Raw genomic sequence first — 15,521 nt, forward strand, 5'->3', positions numbered from 1 at the left:
ATTAAAGTACTATTTGCTTTTGCGTCACGCTTAGAAATTCTTTAAAATAACCGCGCTTTTATGTTTATCATAAGCGCGGTTATTTTTTACCCATAATTTAATAAAAAGTTGGCCCCAATACTATGACTATCAATCGTAAACCTATTTTTAGACGTGTTCTTCTCAAATTAAGTGGTGAAGCTTTAATGGGAGACGAAGGCTTCGGCATCGACCCAAAAGTGCTAGATCGTATGGCCCAAGAAATTAAAGAGCTGGTAGAACTCGACGTAGAAGTGGGTTTGGTTATCGGCGGTGGTAACTTTTTACGTGGCGGATCACTAGCAGAAGCTGGCATGAACCGCGTAGTTGGTGACCACATGGGTATGCTTGCAACCGTAATGAACGGCCTTGCAATGCGTGATGCACTTCACCGTGCATTTGTTAATTGTCGTTTAATGTCGGCAATCCCTCTAAACGGTGTATGTGATGCATACAACTGGGCTGAGGCAATTAGCTTATTAAAATCTGGCCGCGTTGTTATTTTTGCAGCAGGTACGGGTAACCCGTTCTTCACTACCGATTCTGCTGCGTGTTTACGCGGTATTGAAATTGAAGCCGACACTGTAATTAAAGCGACTAAGGTTGATGGCGTATTTAGTGATGATCCGGTTAAAAACCCAGAAGCCACGCTTTACCGTCACTTAAGCTACAATGAGATTATTGATAAAGAACTAAAAGTAATGGATTTAGCGGCGTTTACACTCGCTCGCGATCATAATATGCCACTGAGCGTATTTAACATGAATAAATCAGGCGCCTTAAAACGCGTAATTATGGGTGAAGAAGAAGGCACACTTATCTCTTCACAAGCCTCAGATGAAGTAATCAAATAATTAGGATTAAACCGTGATTAACGATATTCAAAAAGATGCGCAAGAGCGCATGCAAAAAAGTGTAGCAGCACTAGGTAGTCAACTATCAAAAATTCGTACAGGTCGTGCTCACCCAGCAATTTTAGACGGCATTATGGTATCGTACTACGGTGCTGATACACCGCTTAACCAAGTGGCTAATGTAACGATTGAAGACTCTCGTACGCTTGCTATCGGCGTATTCGACAAGTCTTTAGCGCAAGCTGTAGAAAAAGCAATTATGGCGTCTGACTTAGGTTTAAACCCTATGTCTGCTGGTACAGTAATTCGCGTACCACTTCCTCCGCTTACAGAAGAGCGTCGTAAAGATTTAATTAAAATTGTACGTGGCGAAGTAGAAAGCGGCCGTGTGGCTGTGCGTAACATTCGTCGTGACGCTAATGGCGATGTAAAATCTTTATTAAAAGATAAAGAAATTTCTGAAGATGAAGCGCGTCAAGCAGAAGATACAATTCAAAAGCTTACAGATAAATTTATCAAAGAAATGGATGCACAACTAACAGCGAAAGAAGCTGAGTTGATGGAAATCTAAACAGCTAAATAACCTCAATGCAGGTTATGAAATATATTAGTTTTGAAACGCCGTCTAGGGTATACTAGGCGGCGTTTTTTTATGGAATACTCAATATTTATGGTTCTAGACGCTGATACAATTTCACAGCAATGTTTACCTAAACATGTTGCCATCATCATGGATGGTAACGGGCGTTGGGCGCAAGCTAGAAATAGACCTCGTGTGTTCGGGCATAAAAAAGGCGTGGACGCAGTTCGTCAATCTGTTCAGTTTTGTACTAAATTAGGGATACAATCGTTAACCTTATTTGCTTTTAGTAGTGAAAACTGGCGCCGCCCCGAAGACGAAGTAAACACTTTAATGGAGCTTTTTTTGTTTGTTTTAACAAAGGAAGTAAAAAAGCTTCATAAAAATAATGTAAAACTGACCATTATTGGAGATTTATCACGATTCTCTGAAAGTTTACGTAGCAAAGTAAACGCTGCGCATGAGCTAACAGCAGATAACACCGGTTTGCATTTAAACGTGGCCGCTAATTATGGCGGTAGATGGGATATGGCAAATGCAGCAAAGCAACTAGCACTTCAAGTTGCAAACGGACAACTCAAGGCAGAGGATGTTACAGAAGAGCGCTTAGCACAGCATATGAGCATGGCAGACCAAGCGGAGCCGGATTTACTAATTCGCACGGGTGGTGATGTTCGTATTAGTAACTTTTTACTATGGCAAGCTGCTTATGCGGAACTTTACTTTACCGAAACTCTTTGGCCTGATTTTAATGAAGCAGCATTTGCTGAGGCCATTGCGTGTTACGTTGCCAGAGAGCGACGTTTTGGTTGTACGGGCGAACAAATAAAACAATTACTCGCTCAAACCTAAAATAGAATAAGGGTCACTATTTTGTTAAAACAACGAATTTTAACCTCGGTTGTATTAGCGCCGTTAGCGCTAGCCTTGGTTTTTTATACTCCACTAACATTGTTTAGTTATTTTGCCGGTATTATTGTTTTACTTGGCGCGTGGGAGTGGTCTGCTTTTATGGGCCTATGCACAAAATTAAAACGGGGTGCGTTTGTGGTGTTAATTGGCGCGTTATTGGCGCTGCTAAATTTACATTGGCCGATTGAATCACTGTGGCAAAACGGCCAGCTGGTCGGGGATGCAAATTACTTATTTACGCTCTCGTTTGCTTGGTGGATTGTGGCCAGTTATTTAATTTGGCGCTACCCTGCCATGGCCAAAGCATGGAACGAAGGCTTGGTAATGCGCGGCATTGCCGGGTTGCTTACTTTAATCCCACTTTGGCTTGCACTCAATACCTTACGTAGCGCGCAATACGCTGAATCAACGCACTTTGGCTCGGTACTGATTTTAGTGGTACTTGGTATTGTGTGGAGCGCCGATGTAGGGGCTTACTTTACAGGCAAAAGTTTTGGTAAACACAAGCTCATGCCAAAGGTGAGCCCTAACAAAACCATCGAAGGCCTAGCAGGCGGTGTGGTTGCATCAATTATATTTGTTTTAGCTTTTTGTCATTTTACCGGTGTGGATTTTGCTGTATGGCCTATTTATGCCGTAATGACCGCCTTTATAGCCTTGTTTTCGGCTGTTGGTGATTTACTCGAAAGCATGTTTAAACGTGAAGCCGGCCTAAAAGACAGTGGTCGCTGTTTACCCGGCCACGGCGGTATTTTAGATAGAATTGACAGCTTAACCGCAGCAGCCCCTATGTTTGTAATGTGCTATGCATGGACCTTGAGTTTATGAGCCAACAGCAACAACTTGTTATTTTAGGCGCTACAGGTTCAATTGGGTTAAGTACATTAGATGTTATAGCGCGAAATAAAGCGCTATTTAACGTGTTTGCCCTCACTGCAGGCCACAATGCAAAAAAAATGGCTGAGCTATGTATTGAGCACGAACCGTTATATGCGGTTATGGCCACACAAAGCGCTGCAGAGCAATTATCATCGTATTTAAATAATACGCCATGCCAAACCTTAGTAATGCATTCACAGCAGGCTATGAGCGATTTATGTGCGCATCCCGATGTCGATACCGTCATGTCAGCTATTGTTGGCGCTGCCGGCTTACTGCCCACACTAAGCGCCGTTGAAGCAGGTAAAAAAGTACTGCTTGCCAATAAAGAATCGTTGGTTATGTCAGGGCAGTTGTTTATTGATAAAGTAAAACAGCATAAAGCCACGTTGTTACCTATTGATAGCGAGCATAACGCTATTTTTCAGTGCTTACCTCATTCACTTCAAAACGCAAATGCAGATCAAAATTTACAAGAGCATGGCGTAAGTAAAATATTGCTTACCGGCTCTGGTGGGCCATTTTTAACGCGCGATATAATTACCTTAAAAGAAGTAACAGTAAGTGAAGCCGTCGCTCACCCTAATTGGTCTATGGGGCAAAAAATATCGGTAGATTCAGCCACCATGATGAACAAAGGGCTTGAATTTATTGAAGCTAAATGGCTGTTTAATTGTGACACCAGCGATATTGATGTGGTGATCCACCCGCAAAGTATTATTCATTCTATGGTGCAATACCACGATGGCTCCATTTTAGCGCAAATGGGTAACCCCGATATGCGCACACCTATTGCACACGCACTCGCTTACCCAGATCGAATTAACGCGGGTGTAAAACCACTCAACTTTTCGGATATTTGTGATTTTTCGTTCACAAAACCTGATTTTGCGCGTTATCCAAATTTACAACTTGCTATTGATGCGTGCAGCGCAGGGCAAGGCGCAACCACAACGGTAAATGCAGCAAACGAAATAGCGGTTGCGGCATTTTTAAAAGGCCAAATTGGCTTTACTGACATTTATAAAATTAATGCACAAACGCTTGATGCGGCCACATTCACTAACGTACAAAGCCTAGATGAAATATTAGCGTGTGACCAACAAGCCCGCCAACGTGCAGCGGATTTAATAACAAAAGTGACTCATTAATATGTTAGATTTTTTTTGGAATCTTGGCTCGTTTATTTTAGCGCTGGGCATTTTAGTTGCTATTCATGAATATGGGCACTTTTGGGTGGCCCGTAAAATGGGTGTTAAAGTGCTGCGCTTTTCGATTGGTTTTGGTAAACCGCTTTTAAAGTGGCACGATAAATACAATACAGAATACGTAATTGCCGCTATTCCGCTGGGTGGCTACGTTAAAATGCTTGATGAACGCGTGGATGAAGTGCCAGAAAATGAGCGCCATTTGTCATTTAACGCTAAATCGGTTCAGGCCCGTATAGCCATAGTGGCAGCCGGCCCGCTGGCTAATTTTTTATTTGCTATTGTGGCGTTGGCGGCTATGTACATGGTGGGCGTGCAATCGGTAAAACCTGTAGTGGGTAGTATTACCGAAGGTAGCAGAGCAGAGCAGGCGGGCATTATGCCCTCTGAACAAATTATTAAAATTGGTGATGACACGATTGCCACCTGGCAAGATGCAACTTTTGCACTTATGTCGAGCTTAGGTGAGCAAAGCGTGCCCGTAGTAGTGCGTAACGAAAACTACCAAGAGCAAACAAAAATGCTTAACGTAGAGGGTTGGAAGCTCGATCAGCAAGACGTGCCGCCACTGAGTTCGTTGGGTATTGTACCGTTTAGACCCCAAGCCACATTAACCATTGCGGCTATAACTAAAAATTCAGCAGCCGAACTGGCTAATTTGCAGGTTAACGATACGATTATCGCTGTAAATGGTGAAACAATAAGCGATTGGCAGCAATTAGTTAATCTTATTACGCAATCGGCTAACAAATCTTTACAATTTAGTGTAAAAAGACAAGATAGTATAAATAGCGTAACAGTAACGCCTAAATCGCGCATTAATGAGCACGGTATTGAACAAGGGTTTTTAGGTGTTGCGCCGGTTGTTCAACCTTGGCCTGAGGGCTATGTTGAAACCCGAAGCTTTGGTCCGCTTGATAGTATTGCTCGTGGTACCCAAGAGACCTGGCGCCTTATAACGCTTAGCTTTGACATGATTGGTAATTTAATTACAGGTCAGGTTTCGGTTAAAAATTTAAGTGGCCCTGTGGGCATTGCAGTTGGTGCAGGAACTAGCGTAAGCTACGGGCTAGTCGCCTTTTTAAGCTTTTTAGCGCTAATAAGCGTTAACTTGGGTGTATTTAATTTATTACCTCTGCCAGTGCTTGATGGTGGACACTTAATGTATTACATAATTGAACTTTTCCGTAAAAAGCCGGTCTCTGAAAAGACACAAGAATTTGGTTTTAAAGTGGGCGCCTTGCTGCTCATATTTTTAACATGTTTCGCTTTGTTCAATGATGTATCGCGTTTGTAGTTACAGCGTGACAATTACTAATTAGAACACGATTGTAAGCATCACTAATTGTTAGTTTTGATGTTAAGCGGTAATACAGTTGTAAAGGATAAAGATAATAAAATGGCTATAAAAAAACATTTGGCAGTTTCAAGTTTATTGGGTGCAAGTTTTGCAGCCCTGGGCCAAAACTCCTTTATTGTTGAAGATTTAAAAATTGAAGGTTTGCAACGTGTAGCACTTGGTGCAGCACTGACGCATGTTCCTATCAATGTGGGCGATAACGTTGATGACTATACGATTTCAAAAACAATAAAGTCACTTTATCGTTCAGGTCACTTTGACAACATCAAAGCGTTACGCGATGGTAATAACGTTATTTTTAAAGTGACTGAGCGTCCTACTATTAGCTTTATTGAGTTTGAAGGCAATAAAGATATAAAAGACGAGCAGCTTAACGAATCACTCGATCAGCAAGATATTCGCCAAGGTGAACCGCTTGATAAAACTGTTATCGATAATATCGAAAAAGGGTTGGTTGAGTTTTTCCACAGTATTGGTAAATACAATGCCACCGTTGATATTAGCGTAACTAAGCTGCCACGTAACCGTGTAAAGCTTAAGCTAGAATTTGACGAAGGCGAAGCCGCCTCTATTCGTCAAATCAACTTAGTGGGTAACGAATTATTCTCTAACGAAGAGCTTTTAAAGCTTGCTGAATCGCAACAAGATTTACCGTGGTGGCAGTTTATGGGTAGCGACCGTTACCAAAAACAAACCATTGAAGGCGATTTAGAAAAAATTCGCAGCTTTTACTTAGACCGCGGTTACTTACGTTTTAATATCGATTCTACGCAAGTATCAGTAAGTCCTGAGCGCGAATCTGTGTATGTAACTGCTAACTTAACAGAAGGTGTTAAGTACACAGTTAAAGGTTTTGACTTTATCGGTGATTTACTTGGCCGAGAAGAGCTAATCAAAAGCGTTATCCCACTTCGCGCCGGCGAGCTTTACAATGGCTCAGTGGTGACCTCATCTGAAGAATTTATCAAAAGCTACTTAGCGCGCTTTGGTTATGCCAATGCCGAAGTACGCACAATTCCAGAAATTGATGATGAAAAACAAGAAGTGCAACTTACGCTGTCGGTAAATCCGGGCAAGCGTGTGTACGTACGTCGTATCATCGTTGGTGGTAACCAAAATACAGCTGATGAAGTACTTCGCCGCGAAATGACACAACTTGAAGGTGCATGGTTATCTAATCAAAACCTTGAGCGCTCAAAGCTGCAAATTCAGCGTTTACCATACATGGAAACTGTTGACTTTAACGTAGTACCAGTACCGGGTGTAGATGACCAAGTAGACGTAGACTTTACAGTAAAAGAGCAATCGGCTGGTAGCTTTAACGCGGGCTTAGCGTATGGCTCATACGCAGGGCTTCAGTTTAATATTGGTGTGACCGAATCTAACTTTTTAGGTACGGGTAATCAAATTGGCTTAAACTTAAATACCTCTACTGGTTCTGAAAGCATTAGCTTGTCGTACACCGACCCTTACTTTACGCCAGATGGTGTATCGCAAGGCAGCAGTATTTTTTACAACAACTACGATGCCAGTAAATTTAGCTTAGTAGATTATAAATCAACAAGTTACGGTATTGGTACCAATATTGGTTTCCCAATTGATGCGGTAAACCGTGTTAACTTTGGCGTACGTTGGATTCAAGAAGAACTTTCAGAAATTGCCGAGTACGAACAAACTCGCGTACTACGCGAAACCTTCTTAGATGAAGAAAACCCAGATGCTGGCTTTGACTTTACTAAATATGAGCTAAGCGTTGGTTGGTCGCGTATCACAGTTAACCGTGGTTTATTCCCAACAGCGGGTTCGCGCCAAACATTAAATTTAACAGCCACAACGCCTAACTCTGATCTTCAGTATTTTAAACTGAACTACGATTCGCGTTTTTACTGGCCAATATCTAATGACCACCGTTGGGTGTTCTCAACACGTGCAGCGCTTGGTTACGGTAATGGTTATGGGTCAACCAATGGTTATGAACAAACCCTGCCATTCCAAGAGTTCTTCCGTATAACGGAAATGGAGCTACGTGGCTTTGACCGTAATACTATACTGCCGCGTGCTGTATCACGTGTTCCTTTATCAATCCCTGGTACGCCAGGTGCTGATGGTACTACAACCGGTAGCATTGGTGGCTCTGATGAGTTTGATATTTTAGTACCACAAGGGCGTATTGGTGGTAATGCAAAAGCGGTTGCAGGTATGGAGCTAATTGTACCTACGCCGTTCTTAGATGAAGAAAACACCAGTTCTGTACGTACCAGTTTCTTTGTAGATGCTGCCAACGTATGGGATACTGAATTTAACGTTGACCGTTTCCAAAACTTAGCGCCAGATGAGCGTGCTAAGTTAGATGATTACTCTGATCCAATGCGCTTTAGGGTATCAACCGGTTTATCTTTACAATGGATCTCTCCAATGGGTCCAATGCTGATTAGTTTTGCGTATCCATTGCAAAAAGAAGAAGATGACGATACAAAGACCATCAGCTTTAATATTAGTAACACTTTCTAAAGGAGTTTTTTGTGAAAAAATTATTTAAATCAACAGCAGTAGCCGTGTTAGCAACATTGATGATGGGCACCTCTGCAAGTGCATTTGCCCACAAAGTAGGCATTGTTGATATGCAAGAGATCTACAAGCAAATTCCTCAAATGGCTAAAATTGAGCAGTCTTTACAAACTGAGTTTGCTGAGCGTCGTCAAGAGCTTGAAAAACTACAAGGCGACATTCGCTTTGAAGCAGAAAAATTTAAGCGTGAAAGCACTACAATGAGCCAAGCTCAAAAAGATGCACTACGTGATAAAATTCAAGGCATGCAACAAAACCTTGCTGAAAAAGGTCGTCCTTTAGAGCAAGAAATCAAAGCACGTCAAAACCAAGAGCTTGCTAAAGTTCAGGGTTTAATTGTTAAAACAATTGAAGAAATTGCTAAAGATGGCGACTTCGATGAAGTTAAAGTTAAAGACACTACTATTTACTTTAACCCTAAAGAAGTAACTGATCTTTCAAGCAAAGTTGTATCAGCAGTTAGTAAGAAATAATCACTCTATGCAAAATTATACGCTTTCGCACATTGCGGAACTTCTAGGCGCCGAACTTCAAGGTGATGGCGTTTTAGAAATTACAAAAATAGCTACACTTGCAAATGCCCGTTCTGGGCATATTGCATTTTTAGCGAACTCAAAATATCGTACGCAGCTTGAAACCACACAAGCCAGCGCTGTTATTCTTAGCGAAGCCGATGCACCGTATTTTAGTGGCGCAAAAATCATTGTTGGAAATCCGTATGTGAGCTACGCAAAGCTTGCACAATTTATGGATACAACCCCGCAAGCGGCGCAGCAAGGTATACACGCTAGTGCGACTATTCACCCAAGTGCAACGGTTAGCACAAGTGCTGCTATTGGCGCAAATGTAGTTATAGAAGCCGGTGCTGTAATTGGTGATAACGCACAAATTGGTCCGAACAGTTTCATCGGTGAACGTGTTAAAATAGGTTCTGGCACAAAGCTTTGGCCGAGTGTGACTATTTATCACGATGTTGAAATTGGCGCTGATTGTTTATTTCAAGCAAACAGTGTGGTTGGCAGTGACGGATTTGGCTATGCAAACGAGCGCGGGCAGTGGGTTAAAATTCCTCAGCTAGGCTCTGTGATTATCGGCGACAAGGTTGAAGTGGGCGCAAGCACAACAATTGACCGTGGCGCACTCGATAACACGATTATTCATAGTAATGTGATCATCGATAACCAATGTCAAATAGCACACAACGTTGAAGTTAACTCGGGTACTGCAATTGCAGGCTGTACTGTACTAGCAGGTAGTGTAACCATTGGTAAAAACTGCCAAATAGGTGGCATGACCGCAATTAATGGTCACATGTCAGTATGTGATGGTGTTATAATTACCGGCATGAGTATGGTGACTAAATCGATCACCGAGCCGGGTATTTACTCATCTGGTATGCCCCATACAACTAATAAAGAATGGCGTAAATCAATTGCCCACTTGCGTAATCTTTCAGACATGAAATCACGTCTTAAAGCGCTTGAAGCATTGGCTAAGTCATAACGTTGAACACTAATAAGGATGCTATTTTGGCAAACGAATTAAATAGCCTTGATATTCAAGAAATTTTAAGTTTATTACCACACCGCTACCCGATGCTTTTAATTGATCGTGTAATTGACTTTACGCCTGGCGAGTCACTGCATGCGATTAAAAATGTATCGGTTAACGAGCCTATTTTTACTGGCCACTTTCCAAATCAGCCAATTTTCCCTGGTGTGCTAATATTAGAAGCCATGGCGCAAGCCACCGGTTTATTAGGATTTAAAACAGTAGAAAACCGTAGCGATAACGAGCTTTACTTATTTGCTGCAGTCGATAACGCACGTTTTAAACAGCCAGTTATACCGGGCGATACACTGCATTTGCATGTAGAGTTTTTAAAAGAGCGTCGCAATATATGGAAATTTGCCGCTGAAGCAAGAGTCGACGGCAAGGTTGTATGTAGTGCCGAAATTATGTGTGCGAGAAGAGAGTTTTAATAGTGATCCATTCTACAGCAATAATCGAACCTGGCGCTAAACTAGGCAACAATGTCTCAGTTGGTCCATATAGCTATATTGGCAATGATGTTGTGATCGGTGATGACTGTATTATTGAGTCTCACGTTGTTATTAAAGGGCCTTCTACTATTGGCTCTGGCAATCATATTTTTCAATTTGCGTCAGTAGGCGAAGCCTGCCAAGACAAAAAATATAACAACGAACCAACCACCCTTATTATGGGCGATAACAACGTTATACGTGAGTGTGCAACCATTCACCGTGGTACTATTCAAGACCAAGGTGTTACTAAAATTGGTAGCAATAACTTATTTATGGCGTATACCCACGTTGCTCACGATGCCGTAATTGGTAATAACGTTATATTTGCTAATAACGCAAGTGTTGCAGGCCACGTGCATGTAGGCGATTGGGTTATTTTAGGTGGTAACTCAGGTGTGCATCAATTTTGTAAAATTGGTGATCACGCATTTATTGGCATGTACTCAGGCGTTAATAAAGACGTACCGCCATTTGTAACCACCATTGGTATGCCAGCAGGCCCTGCTGCGACCAATAAAGAAGGTATGAAGCGTCGTGGCTTTGAAAGCGACGAAATTATGGCTGTTCGCCGTGCTTATAAAGCGTTTTACCGTAAGAGCTTAAGTGTAGACGAAGCGATTGCCTCACTAAGTGAAGATGCTGCTAAGTATCCTGCAGTACAAACCATGATTGATTTTGTGAAAAGCTCTGAGCGCGGTATCGTAAGATAAGCGCTTTATGCTTTTAAAAAAAACCACCTAAGAGTAATCGACGGTGGTTTTTTATTGCCTATAAAATATTTTAATTCAGTACACACTCAGCCACGTAAGGTTAACCTTTGCGCGAATTTTTATAATTAAAGCGCATCTATGTCTTTTACTAAGTTAATTTTTACCCTCAGTTTTTTATCAATTTTAGCTGCGTGTAGCAGCCAACCTATAGTTACCTCTGCTAATGGCGAGCGTGCTCAGTTAGGTAAAGCCTCTTATTACGCTAATAAATACCATGGTCGCACAACAGCAAACGGCGAAACATTTAGCCAAAATGCATCCACTGCTGCGCATTTAGAATTACCCTTTGGTACAAAAGTGAAGGTTACAAACTTGGCAAATAACAAATCGGTGATCGTGAGAATAAACGATAGAGGCCCGTACGTTAGAGGGCGGGTTATTGATTTATCGTTAGGTATGTTTAAAAAAATTGCCGACCCTAAAGTCGGCGTTATAGATGTATCAATCAGCGTTTTAAATGATTAACTTGATCTCTGGATAATATATCTATCTCAAGCAGCTATTTTTAGCGTTAACTGCGTTGAATTTTCTTGCAATAGGCTAGCTATTGACGCGTAAATTCGCCTTCTTTCCGCTTAAAATTTCTAGCTAGAGAAAAACAGAATTAAGTTTCATTAATATTCGGTTGGTTAGTAAATCTCTTAACCAGAGTTCAAGTTATTTAAAACCGAGTAGTTAAGGCAACATAATCGGAATATGTTTCGCTAAGCTCTTTATGAGTGCCTTGTGCTACAAGGCTGCCATTTTCTAGCCAGATAATGTTATCCATTTGTGCTAAAAGAGCAGGGTCGTGGGTAATGGTAAGTACGCTTGCCTTACTCATTACCTGCATAATAGCGTTCATTACCGTTTGCTTAGATTGGTTATCAAGTCCTTCAGTAGGCTCATCAAGTACTAAAATGGCTGGGTTTTCTAATAAAGCTTGCGCAATGGCGATGCGCCTTGATTGGCCTTGAGAAACACTTCTCCCACCTGTGCCTAAACGGGTTTTTAAACCATCTTGTAGCTCATTAAACCAAGGTTTTAGCTGTGCAAGGTTAATGGCTTCAAGCATTTCTTCTTTTGTGGCGCTTGGCTTTGCATAGCGTAAGTTTTCACTTAATGTGCCATCAAAAATATGATGCTGCTGCGCAAGTATATTAATAATGCTTGCGCGGGTGTTGCTGCTTAGTGCGTGGAGTTCTTCTGCGTTATTTTCACCGCTTAGCCTAATACTGCCTTGCTGCACAGGCCATAAACCGGTGAGTAAATTAACCAAGGTGCTTTTACCACTGCCGCTTCTGCCTACAATCGCTACTTTTTGCTGTGCTTTAAGGGTAAAGCTGATATTAGCTAAAGCACTGTGCTCTTGGTATTTATAGCCAATGTTATTAAGCGCCAAAGTTGTATTGTTTTTATCAAACTGCATCTCAACTAACTCAGCGCTATTAGCTTCTTGCGCTGTGACTTTATCTTCCAGTGTAAATAGTCGATCAGCGGCTTTGAGTACATTGGGCAGCTCTATAAATGCATTAGGCAACAGTAATACAGTTTCAAAGCTTGCTAATACAAATAGGCTTAACATAGCAAGCTCTACATTTACCATAGCGCCGCTGTAAACCAAAGGCACAATAGTGACTATGGCGCCAAGCATAGCTAGCTGCACAACCAGCAAACTTAAACCGTCGCTATTTGCGAGTGCTTTATGGCGACTATAAAGTTGTTGGTTATATTGCTCGTTTAGTTCATTACATTTTGAAATTTGCCCAGCACGTGCCTGATAAATACTCAGCTCTCTAAGGCCGGTTAGGGTGTCAGAAAGCTCTGCTCTAAGTTGTGCACTGAGCTGTGTTTCTTTATGGCTATTTTTATTTAATTTAGCACTTAACAGCGCAGGTAAAACAACACCAATTAATAAAATGCCTATAAAACAAATAAGCGCAACATTGGCGTTATAAGCCGCCATAAACACCATAATTATGGGCACACTCAACAGCGCTACCAGCATTGGCAGTAATATGTTTAAGTAAAACTTATCAAGCGCATCCACGTCATTTTGTAAGCGGTTAACTAAATCGGCGCTGCGGCTCATTGCTAAATCTACATTGTTTAGCTTACTTAGCGTGGCAAACATATTAACGCGTATTTCACTAAGCAATAAAAACGTCGCGTTATGTGTTACTAAGCGCTCACCATAGCGTGATGCAGTTCGTACAATCGCTAAAAATCGAATGGTTCCTGCAGGTGTAAAGTAATTCATTTGTACGCCTGCGATACCCGCTGCCGCCATTGAGGCTAAAAACCACCCTGATATAGCGAGTAAGCCCACGTTTGCAAGTACCGTTAACGTCGCTAAAAAAGTACCCAGTAGCATGGCTTTATAATGCGGTCGGCAAAGCTTTAATAGCCTAATAAAATTAGTCATTGTTTGCTCCTTGCGCTTGTGAATTAAGGAGTGATTTAAATGCGCCTTGCTGGTGCTCAAGTTGGCTGTAAGTACCTTGCTGTGCTATTTCGCCATTTTGCATAACCAGGATATTGCTTGCGTTTTTCACTGTATTTAGCCGGTGGGCAATGACCAACACTAAGTGGTTTTTAGCGTAATTATTTATAGCCTGCTGAATAAGCTGCTCGGTTTGGCTATCAAGGTGGGCTGTCGGTTCGTCAAGCACTAAAATAGGTGCTTGTTTTAAAAACGCCCGTGCAAGAGCTATACGCTGCTTTTGACCGCCAGAGAGCCCTTCACCTTGCTCACCTATCAGGGTGTCGAACCCATTCTCTAACGTGTTTATAAAATCTAAGGCGCCCGCTTGGTGCGCGGCTTGCTCAAGCTCTAGTTGCGTAGCGGCTGGCTTGGCTATTTTTATGTTATCGCTAATGCTTTGATAAAAAAGCGTTGGGGTTTGTGGGATCCACGCAATTGCGTTTTGTAATGTACTCATGCTTGTAGCATCAAGTGGTTTATTATTAATGCTTATTTGTTCAATCACCTGCGGGTGAAATCCTAATAAACAATCAAATAAAGTACTTTTACCTGAGCCACTAGCACCTACTACTGCCACTAGCCCTTTAGCGGGTAGCGTAAGGTTTATATTTTTTATGCCTTCGTTACTGTTTGGGTAGGTAAAGTTTAAGTTGTTTATATTTATTGAGCTTATTTGCTCCTCAAACTTTGCTGAATGTTGCTGTGACTGCTCAGGAAGTGGGGCATTTAAAATAGTGACCATATCGGCCGCTGCGCTTATACCTTGCAAACGGGCATGGTAGTGGCTGCCTAATTGGCGAAGTGGTAAGTAAAATTCTGGGGCAAGTAGTAAAACAACAAAGCCGGTTGCAAAATCAAGCGTGCCAAAAAACAGTCTAAAACCAATGATTACCGCCACCAGTGCCACACTAATTGTGGCTAAAAATTCCAGCGCAAATGATGATAAAAAGGCAATTTTTAAAACACCGAGTGTAGCGTGCCTAAAGTCATCAGAAATTTTGGCTATTTGTTTTAGCTCTTTTTGTGTTGCGTTAAATAATTTAAGTTGTGTTAAACCTTGTACGCGGTCAAAAAAGTAATTACCTAGTACGGCCAGTTGCTGCCACCTTTTTTGATTTAACGCCTCGGCCTTTGAGCCCACCAAAATCATAAAAAACGGAATAAGCGGGGCGGTTAATAAAAATATTAAGCCTGCTTTATAGTCGGTTGGAAAAATAACCATCAATATTGCCAGCGGAATAAGCGCGCTATAAGCAACGCCAGGCAAGTATTTAGCGTAGTAGTCGTGCAGTGCCTCAACGCCATCGTGCACAGTGTTAAGCGTTGCTCCTTGGCCGTGTTGTTCAATATAACTTGGGCCAAGTTGCGTTAATTTGGTTAATAAGGTTTGGCGCATAGCCGACTTTATTTTAAGTGCCGCATAAGCACTGAGCCTTTCACTGATAGCTAAAAATAGGGCTCTTAGTAAAATAATACCCGCAAGTGGCCAAAGCAAGTGGGTTACTTGGCTAAGGCTTGCACCTTCAAACATAACGTTATGAATACTTTGTGCCAGTAAATAGGCGCCTGCAATCATTAAAATAGCGTTAAATGTGCCCAGTGCAATACTTAACTTTAACCATGCACCCGCAGGCTTACTTTGCCGTTTTAAAAAAGCGCGCAGAGATTGCTGCTGCGCGCGATTTGGTCGGGGATTAGTCGTCATCTTTAGTGTTGTTAGCTTCGTTTAGTAAATCGTGCATCGGTTGTTCATCATCAGCTATGCTGTTTTTATTTTGATGAAACTCGTACCACATTACATTTATAACACCTAAGGTACAGGCTAAAAGTACACCTAAAATCCAAGCGAAATACCACATAATT

General features: G+C 41.7%; 15 protein-coding genes. 12 read left to right on the plus strand and 3 right to left on the minus strand.

The window, feature by feature from the left end; all coding sequences use genetic code 11:
• The first annotated feature begins 122 nt into the window (after positions 1–122).
• The 12 genes from pyrH to NQT65_RS15430 all read left to right on the plus strand — a co-directional run bounded on the left by pyrH (position 123) and on the right by NQT65_RS15430 (position 11,659).
• Positions 123–872 (plus strand): UMP kinase, encoded by a 750-nt coding sequence (pyrH, locus tag NQT65_RS15375; RefSeq protein WP_039972186.1) that lies wholly within the window; start codon positions 123–125, stop codon positions 870–872.
• Between the two features lie 13 nt (positions 873–885).
• A complete protein-coding gene (gene frr, locus NQT65_RS15380) occupies positions 886–1,443 on the plus strand; it encodes a ribosome recycling factor (RefSeq protein ID WP_004586921.1) in 558 nt (185 codons plus the stop codon).
• 81 nt (positions 1,444–1,524) lie between these two features.
• Positions 1,525–2,304, plus strand: a complete 780-nt coding sequence (locus NQT65_RS15385) for an undecaprenyl pyrophosphate synthase (RefSeq protein ID WP_004586922.1) — start codon at positions 1,525–1,527, stop codon at positions 2,302–2,304.
• Positions 2,305–2,325: 21 nt separating this feature from the next.
• Positions 2,326–3,192: a phosphatidate cytidylyltransferase gene (locus NQT65_RS15390; RefSeq protein WP_004586923.1), complete on the plus strand. Its 867-nt coding sequence runs from the start codon at positions 2,326–2,328 to the stop codon at positions 3,190–3,192.
• Complete coding sequence (gene ispC, locus NQT65_RS15395) at positions 3,189–4,394, plus strand: 1-deoxy-D-xylulose-5-phosphate reductoisomerase (RefSeq protein ID WP_256851510.1); 1,206 nt, start codon at positions 3,189–3,191, stop codon at positions 4,392–4,394. The genes NQT65_RS15390 and ispC overlap by 4 nt, the downstream gene beginning before the upstream one ends.
• Before the next feature lies 1 nt (position 4,395).
• Positions 4,396–5,748 (plus strand): sigma E protease regulator RseP, encoded by a 1,353-nt coding sequence (gene rseP / locus NQT65_RS15400; protein WP_004586925.1) that lies wholly within the window; start codon positions 4,396–4,398, stop codon positions 5,746–5,748.
• 102 nt (positions 5,749–5,850) lie between these two features.
• Positions 5,851–8,322 carry an outer membrane protein assembly factor BamA gene (gene bamA / locus NQT65_RS15405; protein ID WP_024033814.1) on the plus strand — a complete coding sequence of 824 codons (2,472 nt, stop codon included), beginning with the start codon at positions 5,851–5,853 and terminating at the stop codon, positions 8,320–8,322.
• An 11-nt stretch (positions 8,323–8,333) separates the two neighbouring features.
• Positions 8,334–8,852: an OmpH/Skp family outer membrane protein gene (locus NQT65_RS15410; RefSeq protein WP_024033815.1), complete on the plus strand. Its 519-nt coding sequence runs from the start codon at positions 8,334–8,336 to the stop codon at positions 8,850–8,852.
• A gap of 7 nt (positions 8,853–8,859) precedes the next feature.
• Complete coding sequence (gene lpxD / locus NQT65_RS15415; protein WP_256851496.1) at positions 8,860–9,882, plus strand: UDP-3-O-(3-hydroxymyristoyl)glucosamine N-acyltransferase; 1,023 nt, start codon at positions 8,860–8,862, stop codon at positions 9,880–9,882.
• Positions 9,883–9,908: 26 nt separating this feature from the next.
• Complete coding sequence (gene fabZ / locus NQT65_RS15420) at positions 9,909–10,361, plus strand: 3-hydroxyacyl-ACP dehydratase FabZ (RefSeq protein WP_055253107.1); 453 nt, start codon at positions 9,909–9,911, stop codon at positions 10,359–10,361.
• Between the two features lie 2 nt (positions 10,362–10,363).
• Entirely contained in the window at positions 10,364–11,134 is a 771-nt protein-coding gene (lpxA, locus tag NQT65_RS15425; RefSeq protein WP_029773689.1) for an acyl-ACP--UDP-N-acetylglucosamine O-acyltransferase, read from the plus strand.
• A gap of 138 nt (positions 11,135–11,272) precedes the next feature.
• Complete coding sequence (locus tag NQT65_RS15430; protein ID WP_256851497.1) at positions 11,273–11,659, plus strand: septal ring lytic transglycosylase RlpA family protein; 387 nt, start codon at positions 11,273–11,275, stop codon at positions 11,657–11,659.
• Between the two features lie 196 nt (positions 11,660–11,855).
• Here NQT65_RS15430 and cydC read toward each other — a convergent pair whose 3' ends face one another.
• Genes cydC through cydX form a run of 3 tightly spaced genes read right to left on the minus strand, consistent with a single transcriptional unit; the run spans position 11,856 to position 15,517 of the window.
• Positions 11,856–13,598 (minus strand): thiol reductant ABC exporter subunit CydC, encoded by a 1,743-nt coding sequence (gene cydC / locus NQT65_RS15435; protein ID WP_256851498.1) that lies wholly within the window; start codon positions 13,596–13,598, stop codon positions 11,856–11,858.
• Entirely contained in the window at positions 13,591–15,363 is a 1,773-nt protein-coding gene (gene cydD, locus NQT65_RS15440) for a thiol reductant ABC exporter subunit CydD (RefSeq protein WP_256851499.1), read from the minus strand. The genes cydC and cydD overlap by 8 nt, the downstream gene beginning before the upstream one ends.
• Entirely contained in the window at positions 15,353–15,517 is a 165-nt protein-coding gene (cydX, locus tag NQT65_RS15445; RefSeq protein ID WP_004586934.1) for a cytochrome bd-I oxidase subunit CydX, read from the minus strand. Before cydX ends, cydD begins: the two co-directional genes overlap by 11 nt.
• Between the last annotated feature and the right edge of the window lie 4 nt (positions 15,518–15,521).

The sequence above is a fragment of the Pseudoalteromonas agarivorans genome (assembly GCF_024518735.1).
GTDB classification, from domain to species: Bacteria; Pseudomonadota; Gammaproteobacteria; order Enterobacterales; family Alteromonadaceae; genus Pseudoalteromonas; species Pseudoalteromonas atlantica.